The sequence below is a fragment of the Neobacillus sp. BP17 genome (genome assembly GCF_059579525.1).
This window is the reverse complement of the sequence record NZ_CM184198.1, coordinates 4,441,532-4,457,993: the sequence shown is the minus strand read 5'-3', so window position 1 is coordinate 4,457,993 and position 16,462 is coordinate 4,441,532. Positions and strand designations below refer to the sequence as shown.

Below are 16,462 nucleotides of genomic sequence, written 5' to 3'. Positions count from 1 at the left end.
CGGTTGGCGGAAATCATCTTCCAAAGCAAGTTGGATGCTGAAAAATTTTATGACCACTTGCTGAAGTACTTACCAAATAATCATGACAAAGAAACTATTCTTCTAATTGAAGATCGACATATAGTAAAATTTTTTGGCAGTATGATATCGGTTGAAATTTCTAGAATTGTTAAACATGCTTTTTATGAATTCATTACGATCATAAAGAGGGATGATTGGTTTAGGGAAATATTAAAAGGCCATTATTTCTACAATGAATATGAAGAACAGCAGCAAATTATCGAGATTATTGATTCCATCCTCGAAGGTCAACGAGAAGACCTGTCTATTTTTTTAAACGATACAAATGAAGAGAGACAGATCAAATCTGCAATCGACCATATTTTTCAAGATAATATCTCTTTTTCGTTTGACTCGTTCCTTAAATTTCGTTTACGTCCGTATTTACAGTCCTTGCAAGGGTATGTCGAGATTGCGATTGATGAATATAAAATGGAGCAAGAATATCAAATATTCGTGCAGATGCTCCGTGAGTTCTTGGTGAATCGTGAACCAAAAATGGAGGTGCTCCATTTATTGTTTGATGAGGAAATCACCTTTTATAATGAGCAGTTTGTCGAAATGAAACGTGCTGAATTAACAAGAATGATTGACCGTAAACTCCTGGTAAACCATCCTGTATATGTCGACTCAGCATCGATTGCCCCATTATTATCACTTGCGCCTACAACTATTTTTTTGTATACAAAGGACCCGGATGAGCCCTTAGTAAGGACTATTAAAAATATTTTTGAAGAAAGAGTAACCATTAAATCTTTTGCTGCACTAAGAGATGTGAATAAATGGGCAGAGAATCAGCAATCTTCTGAAAATCAGGCTTGAGAAGAGGAATTGTGTGAAAATTTGTCTTATTAGGTTGATGTCTCTTGATTTTTCAAAAATTAATCATTATAATTGCATACATAGTATAGTCATAGCAAAAGTGATGATAAGGATAACAGTATTTTTTACGGTTTCTAGAGAGGGAGGACATGGCTGAAAGCCTCCTAACACGAAAATAATACTTACCACCTTTAAACTTCAGCAGTGAACGCTTCATGTCTTCATGCGGTTAGTAATTGACTGACGGCTCTCGACCGTTAACAGACCAAAGTCATTTTCAAAATGTCATTATGTGAAAATGAAAAATTGGGTGGAACCACGTGTTTATCAAAACTCGTCCCTTTTCCAGGGACGGGTTTTTTATTTTTTTTAAAGCGGATTTTTGGGCAAAAATTGACCCGAAACGCTTATTTCAAAGGAGGAATTACCATGTCAGACGTTGTTAAGATTTCGTTTCCAGATGGGGCGGTAAAGGAGTTCCCACAAGGAACAACAACGGAAGATATTGCCGCATCCATCAGCCCAGGCCTAAAGAAAAAAGCGATTGCCGGCAAATGGAACGGACAGTTGTTTGATCTTCGCCGTCCAATTAATGAAGACGGTTCAATAGAAATCGTCGTCCCAGATTCCGATGATGCGTTAGAAATTTTACGCCACAGTACTGCGCATTTGATGGCACAGGCTGTTAGAAGACTTTATCCGGGTGTGAATTTAGGTGTTGGACCTGTTATCGAAGGTGGATTTTATTATGATATGGACCTTGAAGAATCATTAACCCCAGAAGATCTGCCAAAGATTGAAAAAGAAATGGCCCGAATCGTTAATGAAAATATTGAAATTGTCCGCAAAGAAGTAAGCCGTGCGGAGGCTGTTCAGCTTTTTAAAGAAGCAGGTGACCCTTATAAACTGGAATTAATTGAGGCTATTCCTGATGAGGAAACAGTGACAATTTACGAACAAGGTGATTTCTTTGACCTTTGCCGCGGAGTCCATGTCCCATCAACAGGTAAAATCAAAGAATTTAAGCTGTTAAACATTGCAGGTGCTTATTGGCGCGGTGACAGCAAAAATAAAATGCTGCAGCGCGTTTATGGAACAGCCTTTTTCAAGAAAGAAGACTTAGCAGAACACCTTCGCTTACTTGAAGAAGCGAAAGAACGTGACCACCGTAAAATTGGGAAAGAGTTAAACCTTTTCACTAGCAATCAATTAGTAGGACAAGGATTACCGTTATGGCTTCCAAAGGGTGCAACTATCCGTCGGGTGGTTGAACGTTACATTGTTGATAAAGAACAGCGCCTGGGCTATGACCATGTATACACTCCAATAATGGGCAGTGTCGATTTATATAAGACTTCAGGACACTGGGATCATTACCAAGAAGATATGTTCCCGGTAATGGACATGGATAACGAGCAATTAGTTCTTCGTCCAATGAACTGTCCGCATCATATGATGGTGTACAAAAACAGCATCCACAGCTATCGTGAGCTGCCAATTCGAATCGCAGAACTTGGAACAATGCATCGTTATGAAATGTCTGGTGCACTTTCAGGACTACAACGTGTTCGAGGAATGACTTTAAATGATGCACATATCTTCGTTCGACCTGACCAAATTAAAGATGAATTCAAACGGGTTGTGAACCTCGTTTTAGCCGTATACAAAGACTTTGATATTAATGACTATTCCTTCCGCCTTTCTTACCGTGACCCGCAAGATACTGAAAAGTATTTTGACGATGACGCAATGTGGGAAAAAGCCCAAGGAATGCTGAAGGAAGCAATGGATGACCTTGGTCTTGATTATTATGAGGCAGAAGGAGAAGCAGCCTTCTACGGTCCAAAGCTTGACGTTCAAGTGAAAACTGCATTAGGAAAGGAAGAAACACTTTCCACAGTTCAATTGGACTTCTTATTACCAGAACGTTTTGATTTAACATATGTGGGTGAGGACGGTAAACCGCATCGTCCTGTGGTAATCCACCGTGGTGTTGTATCCACAATGGAACGATTTGTAGCCTTCTTAATTGAAGAATATAAAGGTGCTTTCCCTACTTGGCTCGCTCCGGTACAGGTGCAGGTCATTCCTGTTTCTCCTGGTGTGCATTATGATTATGCGAAACAAGTTCAAGAACAGCTTCAAAATGAAGGTATTCGTGTTGAATTGGATGGCCGTGATGAAAAAATCGGTTATAAAATCCGTGAAGCACAAATGCAAAAAATACCATATATGCTTGTTGTTGGGGATAAAGAAGTCGAAAATCAGGCGGTTAATGTCCGCAAATATGGCGAGCAAAACTCAGAAACAAAGCCATTCTCAGACTTTTTAACTTCATTAATTGCTGAAGTGAAAAGAGGATAAACAGTAGAAAGAGAGGTTCGCCTCTCTTTTTGTTTGAAAAAAACTATTGAATAATTATTTATTTCTTGCTAAAATAAATTTCGTTGTCAAAGAAAATAGTTCATTTGACATTGTATCTTTGCTTATGTTATATTTACTAAGGTGAAAAATTGAATACTTGTTTTTGGGAAAAGAAGAAGCACCCGCTTCTCACCTGATTGACGCGAATAGAGCAGTTAGCAGGTTTTACTTGAACTTTTTGGTTTGATTACTTTTGTTCTGTAAAGTGTGGGTGCATTCATCCGCACTTTTTTGTTTGTGCACTTATAGCACTGCTAAAAAGTTTTATACCTGTGGATTCTTGTATAGCGTTTTACGTTAAGGTTTGAAAGGGCTCGTAATGATTTTCTTGACCATGACGTTGTATTCGTGATAAAACCTTGGAGGTGGCTAATTATTAGCAAAGACATGTTATTAAATGAGGGCATTCGCGCTCGCGAAATTCGCCTAATTGATCAAAATGGCGAGCAGTTAGGGATTAAAACCAAAACTGAAGCCTTAGAGATTGCCGGAAGAGTGAACCTAGATTTGGTACTTGTAGCACCAAATGCAAAGCCTCCAGTCGGCAGAATTATGGACTATGGCAAATTTAAATTCGAGCAGCAAAAGAAAGAAAAAGAAGCTCGTAAGAATCAAAAAATCATCACCACTAAAGAAGTTCGTCTCAGCCCGACAATTGATGAGCATGACTTTAATACAAAGTTACGCAATGCAATTAAGTTCTTAGAAAAAGGCGACAAGGTAAAAGCGTCCATCCGTTTCAAGGGCCGGGCGATTACCCATAAAGAAATTGGTCAACGTGTGTTAGACCGTTTTTCAGAGGCGTGCAAGGAAGTTGCAACGATTGAATCACATCCAAAAATGGATGGTCGTAGCATGTTCCTAGTTTTAGCACCTAAAACCGACAAGTAATAAGGAGGATATCCCAATGCCAAAAATGAAAACTCACCGTGGCGCTGCAAAGCGTTTTAAAAGAACTGGTTCAGGTAAATTAAAACGTGACCATGCTTATACAAGCCACTTATTTGCTAACAAATCTACTAAAGCAAAGCGTAAGCTTCGCAAAGCATCACTTGTTTCTAAAGGTGATTTCAAACGCATTCGTCAAATTTTAACTTACATGAAGTAAAAATTAAGTGATCGATTTATATATTGGAGGGAAATTAAATGCCACGTGTAAAAGGCGGTACAGTTACGCGCAAACGTCGTAAAAAAGTTCTTAAATTAGCAAAAGGTTATTTCGGTTCAAAACATACATTATATAAAGTAGCTAACCAACAAGTTATGAAATCTTTAATGTATGCTTTCCGCGATCGTCGCCAGAAAAAACGCGACTTCCGCAAACTTTGGATTACTCGTATCAATGCAGCAGCACGTATGAACGGTCTTTCTTACAGCCGTTTAATGCATGGCTTAAAGCTTGCTGGTATCGAAGTAAACCGCAAGATGCTTGCTGAATTAGCAGTAAGCGATGCAAACGCATTTGCTGAATTAGCAAATGTTGCAAAACAAAACATTAACAAGTAATTTGAAATATATCAGCCATTCTCTTATGAGGATGGCTTTTTCTATAGAGGGGGATACTGGGGATGAAAATATGGTTAGTGGCCTATTTTATCATGAATATTGCGGGGCTCGTGATTATGTGGGAGGATAAGAGAAGGGCTAAAAAGCATGAGTTTAGAATAAGCGAGCGGACCTTATGGCTAGTGGCATTATTTGGCGGTGCTGTTGGTACGACTGCAGGCATGCAACTTTATCGACATAAAACAAAGCATACTTCATTTAAGATTGGTTTTCCGGTTCTTGCAGTGATTGAGTTAGTTCTGTTAATCAAGTTTTTACTATAAAAGTCGCATCTTGGGGGCTAAGCAATGCATGCGTAATCAATTAAGTTACATAAAAATTTCTTGAAAAGAGGTTCAAAATGGAATATCAATTGAAAGTTAAATTAATAGACGATGAGGCTGTATTACCCCATCGAGCATATGAAGGTGATGCTGGGTTAGATTTATTTTCTATTGAAGAAAAAATAATCAAAGCAGGGGATGCGGGCTTAATAAGAACGGGTATACAAATTGAATTACCTAAAGGAACGGAGGCACAGATTAGGCCAAGAAGTGGTCTAGCCTTAAAACACTCTATAACTGTGCTTAATAGTCCGGGGACTATTGATGAAGGGTACCGAGGGGAAATAAAAATTATCCTTATTAATCATGGGAAAGAAGATTTTACAATTGAAAAACAAATGAGAATTGCCCAAATGGTTATTGCCCCAGTCTTAAAAGTTAACCTTATTGAAACAGAAATATTAGCGGATACGGGTAGATCAGAAGGTGGATTCGGTTCTTCCGGTATATAAAAGTATGATTGGACATTTTTATTAGAAATTGGACTTTGCAGCTTCCAACTTCTTTAAAAAGGTGAGAATGTCCATTTCATATTTTTTGAGAGGAAAAATTAGTATGGCCCCCCTTTTATACGAAATCATTAGACAAATGATCGGATAATTACCATAATACTCAATGCTAAGCCGATTAATGAAAGAATAGAAAAAACAACTAGTTCTTTTATTTCCCTTTTTCGTATTAAACGTAAAGCTTCCCAGGAAAAGATTATTACGAAGGTAAAAATCACTAAAAAAATCTTAAACATTTTCCATTCCTTTTTATGAAGTATTTCTTCACTTACTTAAGCCGATTCTTCTTACATAAACTTTTGATTTAATATTTACTTCTACTTGTGAAAACTCATGGTTCCAATTCTTTTTATAAAATGTATTCCATGCTTTTGGATATTCTCTGTAAACGGCTTGGCCAAATCCAAATATGTCTGATTGAAAATCTTTTTGAGCCTTATTTACTACTAATTGAATTCGACCCTTAATCTCCTTTTCAATATTTTTTTGGATCTCTTCAATTACTTTTGGATTAAATAATACTAGCTTTGAAGTATTTTCAATTGCACTCATTTCTGAGGTAACATTAACTGTAATTTTCATTTGTCCATGGTCATGATGAGGAAGGATTTTTGTTTTTGATCTAATAATATCAAGACTAATATTTCCCCCGCCTTTTTCCTTTGGGACTTTAATAGTAATGACTCCTCCTTCAATTTCATTACGAAGCCATAAAATTCCCCGGGTTTCAGTTTCATCCATCCAACCTATTAGCTTGTCTTTTTTAAATACAGCAGCCCCATTAATAGACTGTATTTTTCCTGATTCATTTTCCGTATCTACTTCTACCGAAGTTAATTTATACTGAGGGGCATATGGTTCTAATCCGTCTGTAAGAAGCATGTTTAAAAAATCCCTGACATAAACCTTTAAACCTACACTTAGCTTTGCAAGTTCCTTCGTTTCCTCTGCTGAAACACTTTCTAAATTTGGCATGTTTTTAATAACTTCGGAAGCCGCTCCTTCTGTAAACATAATAAAACTGTTCATTCGAGGTTGATGGAATCTTGTATAAAAGTCAATAATATTAAAAGTTCCCTTTCTAGCTAAAGATTCACTGATTAACAAGACCCTGCTTTGAGAAAAGAATACACGTCTCGATAGCTTCATTTGTAACTTTCGGTACGCTTCAGAAACCGTGACACCTTTCTCTGAAATGACAAATGTACTGCGATCTTTTCCTCCTCCACTACTTCCTCCAGCTGGTCCTAGCTTAGTTGGTATAGCCACTTGAAGGGTTAAGCGAATCATATTCTCTTCAACAAGGTCTAATCCAATCGCAGTAACAATGGCAATATCATTCACTTCAATCCGGTTCCAACATCCTGTAAGCAAAAAAACGGTTATGACTCCTAATAGCAGTTTTCTAATCACCTTCATAATCCCATCCCGTCCTTTTAAACGAACTAGTTTTTACGGTTGCGGGGACTTAATCTCCTCAAATTCCTTTTTCCTGTTTGTTCTGGCCGTTCATTCATCCTCCACCAAGGGGCACGAACAAAAACATCTTTAAGGTTGTTAAAATTAAGTGGGGCAACAGGGGCCAAATAAGGAACACCAAAGGAGCGCAGTTGGACAAGGTGTACTAAAATAAAGAAAACTCCTAATAAGATTCCATAAAACCCTAATGTTGCGGATAAAAAAATCATTAAAAACCGAAGGAGCCGAATAGCTCCAGTTAGGGTATAACTAGGAAACATAAACGATGCAATGCCTGTAGTGGATACAACAATAACTAATGGAGCGGAAACAATCCCCGCCTCAACAGCAGCTTGACCGATTACTAATGCTCCAACAATACTTACTGTTGATCCAATCGGCCGCGGCAGCCGTAAACCAGCTTCACGCAGTGCTTCAAAGGTTATTTCCATTAATAGGGCTTCGATAACCGCCGGAAAGGGCACCTTTTCCCGGGAAGCTGCAACACTAAACAAAAGATTGGTTGGCAGTAATTCCTGATGGAAGGTAGTCACAGCGATATAAATGGAGGGAAACAATAGTGCAATCAATAAAAATAAATAGCGGATGAATCGAATAAAGGTTGCCATAATAAACTTTCCATAATAGTCTTCAGGGGAACTCATCATTTGAAAAAATGTCACAGGAACCACAAGAGCAAAAGGGCTATTTTCAACGATAATCCCAATTCTGCCTTCAAGAAGGTTACCGACCACTCGATCCGGCCGTTCAGTTTGCAATATTTGCGGAAACACTGAGAAAGGATGATCCTCAATAAGCTCCACAATATAGCCGCTGTCCTCAATCGCATCAATATTAATCTGGTTTAATCTGCTGCGAACTTCTTCTATGATTGAATATTGGGCAATTCCATCAAGATAAGTAATGACTACTTCAGTTTGGGAAAGGTTCCCAATCTGTATACTTTCGAATTTAAGCTTTGTTGTTTTTAAACGTCTACGAATCATACTTGTATTGGTCCGGATATTTTCAGTAAAGCCTTCTCTTGGTCCTAAAACGACCGCCTCGGATAGGGGTTCTTCAATGGAGCGCTTTTCCCATGCTTGTTCACTAATAAAAAGGAATTGTTTATATCCATTAATCAATAAAACAGTATCACCTAACAAAATATGATTAATCACGTCCTGCAGTGTTTCCCCTTGTTTCACTTGAGCTGAACTTAGTTCTTCTATGATGGTCTCAATTGTCGGTTTAGGGTTATTTAGGAATGCATTATTGTTTTTGAGTAAAGGAGTGATGACGTTTAATTCAATTCTTTCTATACCCACTAATCCATCGAGATAAAAAATCATAGCCGAGTATGTAGAATTTATTAGAAGTTCACGATATTTGAAATCTGAAGCCCCTTCAAAATAATGCTTTACCTGTAAAAAATCTTCCTGAAGAAATCCTGATAATTGATCGTTTCCTTTTTCCTCAAGAGTTTTGTCTCGGTTTTGATTTTGGAAAGTCGAATATAATTTTTTAATCCGTCTTAAAGTTTTCAATGAACGTACCACCCTTATTGATTAAAATGAGACTATAAAAGGCCCAATTTTTTTCGAATCATTGCGGTAAATAGTAATAAAATCGGCACAATGATTTGTAATAGAGTTAAGAAATATGGAACAAAAAACTTAAATCCAAAATCTATATGTTCAACATAATTAGATGAGGATATTAGTGACAAGGGGGTAATAATTAACCCTAGTGATATCAGTACGGAACGAGTTTGTTTTAACTTGAATAATTGGGATATGGCAACGGAAGCACCGAATGTAAATCCTCCCACCTTAAAAAATACACCTGCAACCATCATTAAAATAACAAGGGCATCAAACCGCTCAAGAAAGTCTGCCACAGAAACCATTTGAGTTGCAGCAAGCAGGGTAAAAAGATCTCTGCTGTAAATTTCCGGTCCTAGCGTAGAAAGCATCATAATAGAATTAATTGTTAATAGGATTCCTCCGATTACTAGAGCAGACAATCCTATCTTTCTTATATGTTTTTTATTGCTTAAAAAAGGAAAAAACATCATAATGACAATGGTTTCGCCAAAGGGGAAGTTTATGGCAGTTGGAATTGCTTTTTTCAATAAAGGTTGTACTCCATTACCTAAAACAGGAGTTAGATTTTTTACATCAAATGGTTCAACACTAAATAAGAGAAGCCAAATCAGGATAAGTGCAAAAATATAGATAGGAAAGATGATTTCCGCCATTCGCCCCAAAGTCTCTACTCCGCCCAGCAAACAATAGATCATTAACACCATAAAGCTTCCTATTACTACTAAGATTGGGGTTTCAGTTAAGATGGTTGTGACAATCAGATCCCCCAATTCTCTGCACGCTCTTGCGGCAGAATAGGTAAAATGCACAATATAAAGCATGATTACCGGATAGGAAAGAAACCTTCCGATTATCTTTGGCAGCATCTGAACGAGTGTATCCCCTGAATAATAGGTTGATAATTGAGTATAAACAACCATTAATATTAGACTGGATACCATGCCGAAAAGGATATAGATCCATGCATCCTGCTTCGTGTCAGCCCCTAAACCCAGAATCATCGCCGTCCCTAATACATAGCCTGCCATTAAATAAACAAGCTGGATTGCACTAATTTTTTCCTTAATCATTAATTTATCTCCCTTTTGAAATCAGAAAAGCTTTTGCTATACAAAAAAAACCGTTCCTAACAAAGTATTCCTTTTTTTTTAATATTCTCCATAGATATACATGTTATCCATGAAGCCTAGATTCCATGAACTTCTTAAAGATTCAAAGGATGCCGAGTTATTTCATCCAATCAGGCTAAATTTGTAACTGAACAATATCCTTCTGTATAATAAAATTGTACCTATAAAAAAGGGGGCGAAATAATGACAAAACTAGATGAAACCCTGATGATGTTAAAAGAGTTAACAGATGCCAAAGGAATTCCTGGTAATGAGCGTGAAGTTCGCGAAGTTATGAAAAAATACATAGAACCATTTGCGGATGAACTCACAACCGATGGACTTGGCAGTTTAATTGCCAAAAAGGTAGGGAAAGAAGGCGGCCCGAAAATTATGGTCGCAGGTCATTTGGATGAAGTTGGTTTCATGATTACCCAAATTGATGAAAAAGGTTTTCTTCGTTTTCAACCAGTTGGCGGCTGGTGGGGGCAGGTTATGCTCGCCCAGCGTGTAACGATCGTGTCGAGCAAGGGAGATGTAACCGGGATTATCGGTTCTAAGCCGCCGCATATTTTATCACCAGAAGCACGCAAGAAACCTGTTGAAATTAAGGACATGTTTATTGATGTAGGTGCTTCAAGTCGTGAGGAAGTCACGGAGTGGGGCGTTCGTCCAGGCGATATGGTTGTTCCATATTTTGAATTCACTGTTATGAATAATGAAAAAATGTTATTAGCTAAAGCCTGGGATAACCGGATTGGCTGTGCCATTGCTATTGATGTGTTGAAGCAGCTGAAAGGTGTAGACCATCCTAATGTTGTCTATGGTGTTGGTAATGTTCAAGAAGAGGTTGGTTTGCGTGGTGCCAAGACGGCAACGACTAAAATTAAACCTGATATCGGCTTTGCAGTTGATGTCGGTATTGCCGGCGATACACCGGGAGTTTCTGAAAGAGAAGCCATGAGTAAAATGGGTAAGGGACCACAAGTTGTTATCTATGATGCTTCACTTGTAGCCCATAAAGGATTGCGCGATTTAGTAACCGACACAGCTGATGAACTGAACATTCCTTATCAGTTCGAATCAATACCTGGCGGCGGTACGGATGCAGGGTCAATCCATTTGACACATAATGGGGTTCCAGCGATGGCGATTACAATTGCGACTAGATATATCCATTCTCATGCCGCGATGCTCCATCGTGATGATTATGAAAATGCGGTAAAATTGATTGTGGAAGTCATCAAGCGTTTAGACCGTGAGATGGTTGATAAAATTACGTTTGAATAACTTATTATGGGGTCCCCGGTAGAACTTTGCCGGGGATTTTTTATTCGAGTTTTTGATTTGCTGATTGAAAGGTGATATTCGCCGATTGAGCATGAAAATTCGCCGATTGAATGCCCAAATTCGCTGATTGAGCATGAAAATTCGCCGATTGAGTGTCTAAATTGCTGATATTCTTTATATATCAACATTAAAACATTTATTATCTAGATCTAATTTTCCTTAAAGTTTAAATCTTTACAGAAAAAAGCTGTCAACCTTAACCGATTGACAGCCCCAGAACCAACAAATGACTACTTTAACCCACTTTCAAGAGTAGCGAGCATTTCTTTCTTCTCTTCTTCAGATGAGTTTTTCCAAATGATTTCAAATAATACGCCGAGACCCGGGAGCATTTTTTCTTCCCCGTTTTGAATCGCATCAACAATCGTATCTTCTAATTGGTCTTGTGTATTCCCAGAAACATTGTGAACAATCGCGTTACGTAAATTTAAATTCATGTATATGCACTCCTTTTTATCCTGTATTACTTTAATATGTTTTCTATTTTGGGTTTTATTATGTATTTTTGTTAGGCTATAATATAAAAATCATCGTTATTGTAAAAGGAGAGCGAGTTTTGAAGCATATAGAATCAATCAATAATCCCAAAGTTAAACGATGGAAAAAACTGTTAACCAAAAAAGAACGGGATAGGTCAGGAACATTTTTAGTGGAAGGCTTCCATTTAGTTGAAGAAGCCCTGAAACAAGGGGAACAAATTTTAGAAATCATTGTTTCTGAAAAAGTGGATTTACCTTCAAGATGGGATGCTGGTTCCACGCCAGTTACACAAGTTACGGAAGAGATATCGAATTCCTTAACCGATACGGAAGCACCCCAGGGAATTTATGCTGTCTGCCGAATCGCAGCTCCGGAAGTAAGTAATGCAAAAACCTACCTGTTCATTGACGCGGTTCAGGACCCGGGCAATCTCGGCACTATGATTCGTACCGCTGATGCAGCGGGGATTGACGCTGTTGTGGTGGGACGTGGAAGTGTGGATATTTTCAACTCTAAGGTCCTTAGGTCTGCACAAGGAAGTCATTTTCACCTGCCGATAATTAGAGGGGACCTTCATGAATGGATGGACAAACTGCAGGAAAAAAATATTCCTGTTTACGGTACAGCACTTGAAGGGGCATCCGCATATACTGATATTTCCACAGGTGATTCGTTTGCCCTGATTGTTGGAAATGAAGGAAATGGTGTTGGTAAAGATATTCTTGCAAGTACAACAGCGAACCTTTATATCCCCATTTACGGGAAGAGTGAGTCATTAAATGTGGCCGTTGCGACAGGGATCCTGCTTTATTATTTGAAAAAATAGGCGTAAACTAGTTTGACCTTGCGTAGAGAATTATTATATAATAATGAACAATATGGAATATTAAATGACGATGACGGAGAAAAGTATCTTATTTAAAGCCATTTAGGGAGAAAGTGCCGTGACTGAAAGCACTTTTATGGCAAGGATAAGAGAAGTTCACCTCCTGAGTTGGCATCGGGACCACGATTAAAAGCAATAGCTGTCCAGCTGCTTCGCTTTCCGTGTAAAGATGCACCGGCATAAGCCGTTATCCGAATGAAGCGAACACAATGTGTTTTACATAACGTGTTTACAAGGGTGGTACCGCGAAACTTTAACCTCGTCCCTTTCCAGGGATGGGGTTTTTTTGTTTTTTTCTGGTGCCTGACACCAATTACCGATTACTATGAAGGAGGAATTGACATGCAAGAGCGTTTAAAGGAATTGCAGGAAGAGGCTATTCAAAAAATTGAACAATCTGGAAGCTTAAAAGAATTAAATGACATCCGTGTTGCCTACTTAGGAAAAAAGGGGCCAATTACGGAAGTGTTGCGTGGCATGGGGAAACTTTCAGCTGAAGAGCGTCCAGTTATGGGGGCATTAGCAAACGAAGTTCGTGAAGCGATTGCCGAAAAAATTGAAGCCAAACAAAAGGGGTTAGAAGAAGCAGCTGTCCTAGAAAAGCTAGCTTCTGAAAGTATCGATGTTACTCTTCCAGGCCGCCCAGTGAAGGTTGGAAATCACCATCCGCTGACTAGAATCATCGAAGAAATTGAAGACTTATTTATCGGAATGGGTTACCAGGTAGCTGAAGGTCCAGAAGTTGAACAAGATTATTATAACTTCGAAGCTCTTAATTTACCGAAAGGCCACCCAGCCCGTGATATGCAGGATTCTTTCTATATTACAGAAGACATCCTGCTTCGTACTCATACCTCTCCGGTTCAAGCCCGGACGATGGAGAAGCACCAAGGTAAAGGTCCGATCAAGATTATTTGTCCAGGTAAAGTGTACCGCCGTGATAATGATGATGCGACACACTCCCACCAATTTATGCAAATCGAAGGTCTAGTTGTCGGAGAAAACATCCGAATGAGCGACCTGAAAGGAACATTAGAAGTGTTTGCGAAGAAAATGTTCGGGGAAGATCGTGAAATCCGTCTACGTCCAAGTTTCTTCCCTTTCACAGAACCTTCTGTTGAAATGGACATTTCTTGTAAAATTTGCGGCGGTCATGGCTGCAGCGTTTGTAAGCGCACCGGCTGGATCGAAATTCTTGGTGCTGGCATGGTCCATCCGAACGTTTTAGAGATGGCAGGATACGATTCTAAAAAATACACAGGTTTCGCCTTCGGTATGGGACCTGAGCGAATTGCAATGTTAAAGTACGGTGTTGATGATATCAGACATTTCTATACAAATGATGTTCGTTTCTTAAAACAATTTTCAAAACACGAGTAAATGGGATGGCTTCAATCCGTTGAAGTTGAATAAATAAAGGAGGATGACGACATGTTCGTTTCATATAAATGGCTCCAAGATTATATCGATCTAACTGGAGTAACTGCTGCTGAATTAGCAGAAAAAATTACAAAAAGCGGTATTGAGGTTGAGGGAGTCGAAATCCTTAACGATGGTATTAAAGGTGTTGTAGTTGGTCATGTCCTTGAACGTGAGCAGCACCCAAATGCCGATAAATTAAGCAAATGTCTTGTTGATGTAGGCGGTGAACAGCCGGTACAAATCATTTGCGGTGCACCAAATGTGGCACAGGGACAGAAGGTTGCGGTGGCAACAGTTGGTGCAGTATTACCAGGTAATTTTAAAATAAAACGTGCGAAACTTCGCGGTGAAGAATCAAACGGAATGATCTGTTCGCTGACAGAGTTAGGGATGGAAGGAAAGGTAGTTCCGAAAGAGTATTCAGAGGGAATCTTTGTTTTTCCAGCGGATACAGTAGTAGGCGTCGATGCACTAGCCGAGTTAAATCGTGACGATGAGATTCTTGAACTTAGTTTGACTCCAAACCGTGCGGATTGTTTAAGCATGCTAGGTGTTGCCTATGAAGTGGCAGCGATTCTTGGCAGAGACGTTAAACTTCCAGAAACAAATCTGCAAGCTTCAACTGAAAAAGCTTCTGATTATGTCAAAATTACGGTCGAAGCAAAAGAGGATAATCCATTATATGTGGCGCAAATCATTAAAAATGTAAAAATTGGACCATCTCCACTCTGGATGCAAACTCGCTTGATGTCAGCGGGAATTCGTCCACACAATAATGTGGTCGATATTACCAACTATATCCTGCTTGAATATGGTCAACCGCTCCATGCATTTGATTATGACCGCTTAGGTTCAAAGGAAATCCTTGTCCGCCGTGCAGCTGATGGCGAAAAATTTATTACGCTTGATGATGCAGAACGTACACTTACTTCCGACCATCTCGTCATTACAAATGGAACGGAACCCGTTGCCCTTGCTGGTGTCATGGGAGGAGCAAATTCAGAGGTAACCTCAGATACAACCACTGTACTGCTTGAATCCGCTTATTTTAATGGGGCGACTGTGCGTAAGGCATCGAAAGACCATGGGTTAAGAAGTGAAGCGAGCGCTCGTTTTGAAAAAGGTGTGGATCCTAATCGTGTTCGTGCTGCTGGAAATCGGGCTGCCTATCTGATGGCAAAATACGCTGGCGGTGAAGTGCTAGAAGGTGCCGTAGAGGCTGATACACTGACCGTTGAGCCAGCGGTTGTTTCGATTACTTTAGAAAAAATCAATCGAGTTCTTGGTACAGAATTGGTAATGAACGATGTAAAAGAAATCTTCGATCGCCTTCAATTTGGTGTCAGCATTGAGGAGGATACCGTAACGGTAACGGCGCCTACTCGCCGCGGTGATATTAAAATAGAAGAAGATTTACTAGAAGAGGTCGCTCGTCTTTATGGATACGATAATATTCCAAAAACATTGCCAATTGGTTCAACAACCCCTGGTAGATTGTCTGAGTATCAACAGAAGCGCCGAAAGGTTCGTCAATACCTTGAAGGGGCAGGTTTGTATCAAGCAGTGACATATTCCCTTACTAGCGAGGAAAAAGCAACTCAATTCGCGCTTGAAAAACGAGATACCATCCGTCTTTCAATGCCAATGAGTGAGGAGCGCAGCATCCTGCGATTAAGCATCATGCCACAGCTGTTAGAAGTATTAAAATACAACAGCGCTCGTCAAAATGATACCTTAGGTGTGTATGAAACTGGGGCTGTATTCTTAGCAAATGGCACGGATACTCTTCCTTCCGAAAAGGAACACATTGCAGCAGCTATTACAGGGCTATGGTCTAGTCATTCTTGGCAAGGAGAGAAGAAGGCGGTCGACTTCTTCGTAATCAAAGGAATCCTAGAAGGAATGTTTGCTAAGCTTGGTTTACTAGAACAGGTTCAATTTGTTCAAGCGCAAGTAGACGGCATGCACCCTGGACGTACGGCTGAAGTACTCTTAAATGGGGAGAAAATCGGCTTTATCGGTCAAGTTCACCCAACAGTTCAAAAAGAGCTGGATTTGAAGGATACGTACGTATTCGAGCTATCATTAAAGGCAGTACTTGAAGCAGAAACACCAGCATTACAATACCAGGCCATCCCACGCTTCCCGTCCATCACAAGAGACATTGCCCTTGTGGTAAACAGAGAAACGGTGTCAGGCACCCTAAAAGGAATTATCGAAACAGCGGGCGCACCGCTTCTGAAGGAAGCTGAAGTGTTTGACTTGTATGAGGGAGATAAGATGGAGGCAGGCAAGAAGTCGATTGCGTTCTCTCTTAAGTATGTCGATCCGGAACGTACGTTAACGGATGAAGAAGTAACGAAGGTTCATAACCAAGTTCTTGAGGCTTTGGAAGAAAAAGCAGGCGCGGTTTTAAGAGGTTAATAAAAGAAGCTAGTTCGAAGAT

15 protein-coding genes and 2 other annotated features are annotated in these 16,462 nt (G+C 39.4%); of the genes, 11 read left to right on the top strand and 4 right to left on the bottom strand.

The annotated features are described in order from the left end of the window. Nucleotides 1-3 precede the first annotated feature (3 nt). The 7 genes from ytxC (at nt 4) to dut (ending at nt 5,647) form a co-directional block, all read left to right on the top strand. Nucleotides 4-882 carry a putative sporulation protein YtxC gene (ytxC, locus tag AC4QJR_RS21810; RefSeq protein WP_251460267.1) on the top strand — a complete coding sequence of 293 codons (879 nt, stop codon included), beginning with the start codon at nt 4-6 and terminating at the stop codon, nt 880-882. 429 nt (nt 883-1,311) lie between these two features. Next, nucleotides 1,312-3,246 carry a threonine--tRNA ligase gene (thrS, locus tag AC4QJR_RS21805; protein ID WP_098574346.1) on the top strand — a complete coding sequence of 645 codons (1,935 nt, stop codon included), beginning with the start codon at nt 1,312-1,314 and terminating at the stop codon, nt 3,244-3,246. Nucleotides 3,247-3,410: 164 nt separating this feature from the next. Continuing rightward, nucleotides 3,411-3,545, top strand: a sequence feature (ribosomal protein L20 leader region). Between the two features lie 148 nt (nt 3,546-3,693). Beyond that, nucleotides 3,694-4,197, top strand: a complete 504-nt coding sequence (gene infC, locus AC4QJR_RS21800) for a translation initiation factor IF-3 (protein WP_142333006.1) — start codon at nt 3,694-3,696, stop codon at nt 4,195-4,197. A 16-nt stretch (nt 4,198-4,213) separates the two neighbouring features. Next, nucleotides 4,214-4,414, top strand: a complete 201-nt coding sequence (rpmI, locus tag AC4QJR_RS21795) for a 50S ribosomal protein L35 (RefSeq protein WP_098574342.1) — start codon at nt 4,214-4,216, stop codon at nt 4,412-4,414. A 38-nt stretch (nt 4,415-4,452) separates the two neighbouring features. Continuing rightward, nucleotides 4,453-4,812: a 50S ribosomal protein L20 gene (gene rplT / locus AC4QJR_RS21790; protein ID WP_026563363.1), complete on the top strand. Its 360-nt coding sequence runs from the start codon at nt 4,453-4,455 to the stop codon at nt 4,810-4,812. 62 nt (nt 4,813-4,874) lie between these two features. Then, entirely contained in the window at nt 4,875-5,135 is a 261-nt protein-coding gene (locus AC4QJR_RS21785; RefSeq protein WP_375375141.1) for a DUF1294 domain-containing protein, read from the top strand. Between the two features lie 77 nt (nt 5,136-5,212). Next, nucleotides 5,213-5,647, top strand: a complete 435-nt coding sequence (gene dut, locus AC4QJR_RS21780; RefSeq protein WP_098574339.1) for a dUTP diphosphatase — start codon at nt 5,213-5,215, stop codon at nt 5,645-5,647. Between the two features lie 321 nt (nt 5,648-5,968). Here dut and AC4QJR_RS21775 read toward each other — a convergent pair whose 3' ends face one another. The 3 genes from AC4QJR_RS21775 to AC4QJR_RS21765 are packed head-to-tail and all read right to left on the bottom strand — an operon-like array spanning nt 5,969 to nt 9,839. Next, complete coding sequence (locus tag AC4QJR_RS21775) at nt 5,969-7,123, bottom strand: Ger(x)C family spore germination protein (protein WP_496524164.1); 1,155 nt, start codon at nt 7,121-7,123, stop codon at nt 5,969-5,971. Nucleotides 7,124-7,149: 26 nt separating this feature from the next. Next, entirely contained in the window at nt 7,150-8,709 is a 1,560-nt protein-coding gene (locus tag AC4QJR_RS21770) for a spore germination protein (protein ID WP_496524163.1), read from the bottom strand. A 32-nt stretch (nt 8,710-8,741) separates the two neighbouring features. After that, a complete protein-coding gene (locus AC4QJR_RS21765; protein ID WP_496524162.1) occupies nt 8,742-9,839 on the bottom strand; it encodes a GerAB/ArcD/ProY family transporter in 1,098 nt (365 codons plus the stop codon). A 243-nt stretch (nt 9,840-10,082) separates the two neighbouring features. Here AC4QJR_RS21765 and AC4QJR_RS21760 point away from each other — a divergent pair, with 243 nt between their 5' ends. Beyond that, the gene (locus AC4QJR_RS21760; RefSeq protein ID WP_496524161.1) at nt 10,083-11,168 is read left to right on the top strand and encodes a M42 family metallopeptidase; all 1,086 of its coding nucleotides are present in this window, start codon (nt 10,083-10,085) and stop codon (nt 11,166-11,168) included. A 290-nt stretch (nt 11,169-11,458) separates the two neighbouring features. On the opposite strand, the gene sspI is transcribed toward AC4QJR_RS21760, so the two are convergent. After that, a complete protein-coding gene (gene sspI, locus AC4QJR_RS21755; protein WP_496524160.1) occupies nt 11,459-11,665 on the bottom strand; it encodes a small acid-soluble spore protein SspI in 207 nt (68 codons plus the stop codon). 119 nt (nt 11,666-11,784) lie between these two features. Here sspI and AC4QJR_RS21750 point away from each other — a divergent pair, with 119 nt between their 5' ends. The 3 genes from AC4QJR_RS21750 (at nt 11,785) to pheT (ending at nt 16,440) form a co-directional block, all read left to right on the top strand. Next, on the top strand, nt 11,785-12,534 hold the full coding sequence (locus AC4QJR_RS21750) for a TrmH family RNA methyltransferase (RefSeq protein WP_496524159.1): 750 nt from the start codon (nt 11,785-11,787) through the stop codon (nt 12,532-12,534). A gap of 61 nt (nt 12,535-12,595) precedes the next feature. Beyond that, nucleotides 12,596-12,864, top strand: a binding site (T-box leader). Between the two features lie 72 nt (nt 12,865-12,936). Then, nucleotides 12,937-13,974, top strand: coding sequence for a phenylalanine--tRNA ligase subunit alpha (gene pheS / locus AC4QJR_RS21745; protein WP_098574324.1), 1,038 nt, complete (start codon nt 12,937-12,939; stop codon nt 13,972-13,974). 51 nt (nt 13,975-14,025) lie between these two features. Then, on the top strand, nt 14,026-16,440 hold the full coding sequence (pheT, locus tag AC4QJR_RS21740) for a phenylalanine--tRNA ligase subunit beta (RefSeq protein WP_496524158.1): 2,415 nt from the start codon (nt 14,026-14,028) through the stop codon (nt 16,438-16,440). Nucleotides 16,441-16,462 lie beyond the last annotated feature (22 nt).

Coding starts and splice junctions, on each gene's coding strand:
- thrS (WP_098574346.1), top strand. CDS start 1,312: ATGTCAGACGTTGTTAAGATTTCGTTTCCAGATGGGGCGGTAAAGGAG.
- infC (WP_142333006.1), top strand. CDS start 3,694: ATGTTATTAAATGAGGGCATTCGCGCTCGCGAAATTCGCCTAATTGAT.
- rpmI (WP_098574342.1), top strand. CDS start 4,214: ATGCCAAAAATGAAAACTCACCGTGGCGCTGCAAAGCGTTTTAAAAGA.
- rplT (WP_026563363.1), top strand. CDS start 4,453: ATGCCACGTGTAAAAGGCGGTACAGTTACGCGCAAACGTCGTAAAAAA.
- AC4QJR_RS21785 (WP_375375141.1), top strand. CDS start 4,875: ATGAAAATATGGTTAGTGGCCTATTTTATCATGAATATTGCGGGGCTC.
- dut (WP_098574339.1), top strand. CDS start 5,213: ATGGAATATCAATTGAAAGTTAAATTAATAGACGATGAGGCTGTATTA.
- AC4QJR_RS21775 (WP_496524164.1), bottom strand. CDS start 7,123: ATGAAGGTGATTAGAAAACTGCTATTAGGAGTCATAACCGTTTTTTTG.
- AC4QJR_RS21765 (WP_496524162.1), bottom strand. CDS start 9,839: ATGATTAAGGAAAAAATTAGTGCAATCCAGCTTGTTTATTTAATGGCA.
- AC4QJR_RS21760 (WP_496524161.1), top strand. CDS start 10,083: ATGACAAAACTAGATGAAACCCTGATGATGTTAAAAGAGTTAACAGAT.
- sspI (WP_496524160.1), bottom strand. CDS start 11,665: ATGAATTTAAATTTACGTAACGCGATTGTTCACAATGTTTCTGGGAAT.
- pheS (WP_098574324.1), top strand. CDS start 12,937: ATGCAAGAGCGTTTAAAGGAATTGCAGGAAGAGGCTATTCAAAAAATT.
- pheT (WP_496524158.1), top strand. CDS start 14,026: ATGTTCGTTTCATATAAATGGCTCCAAGATTATATCGATCTAACTGGA.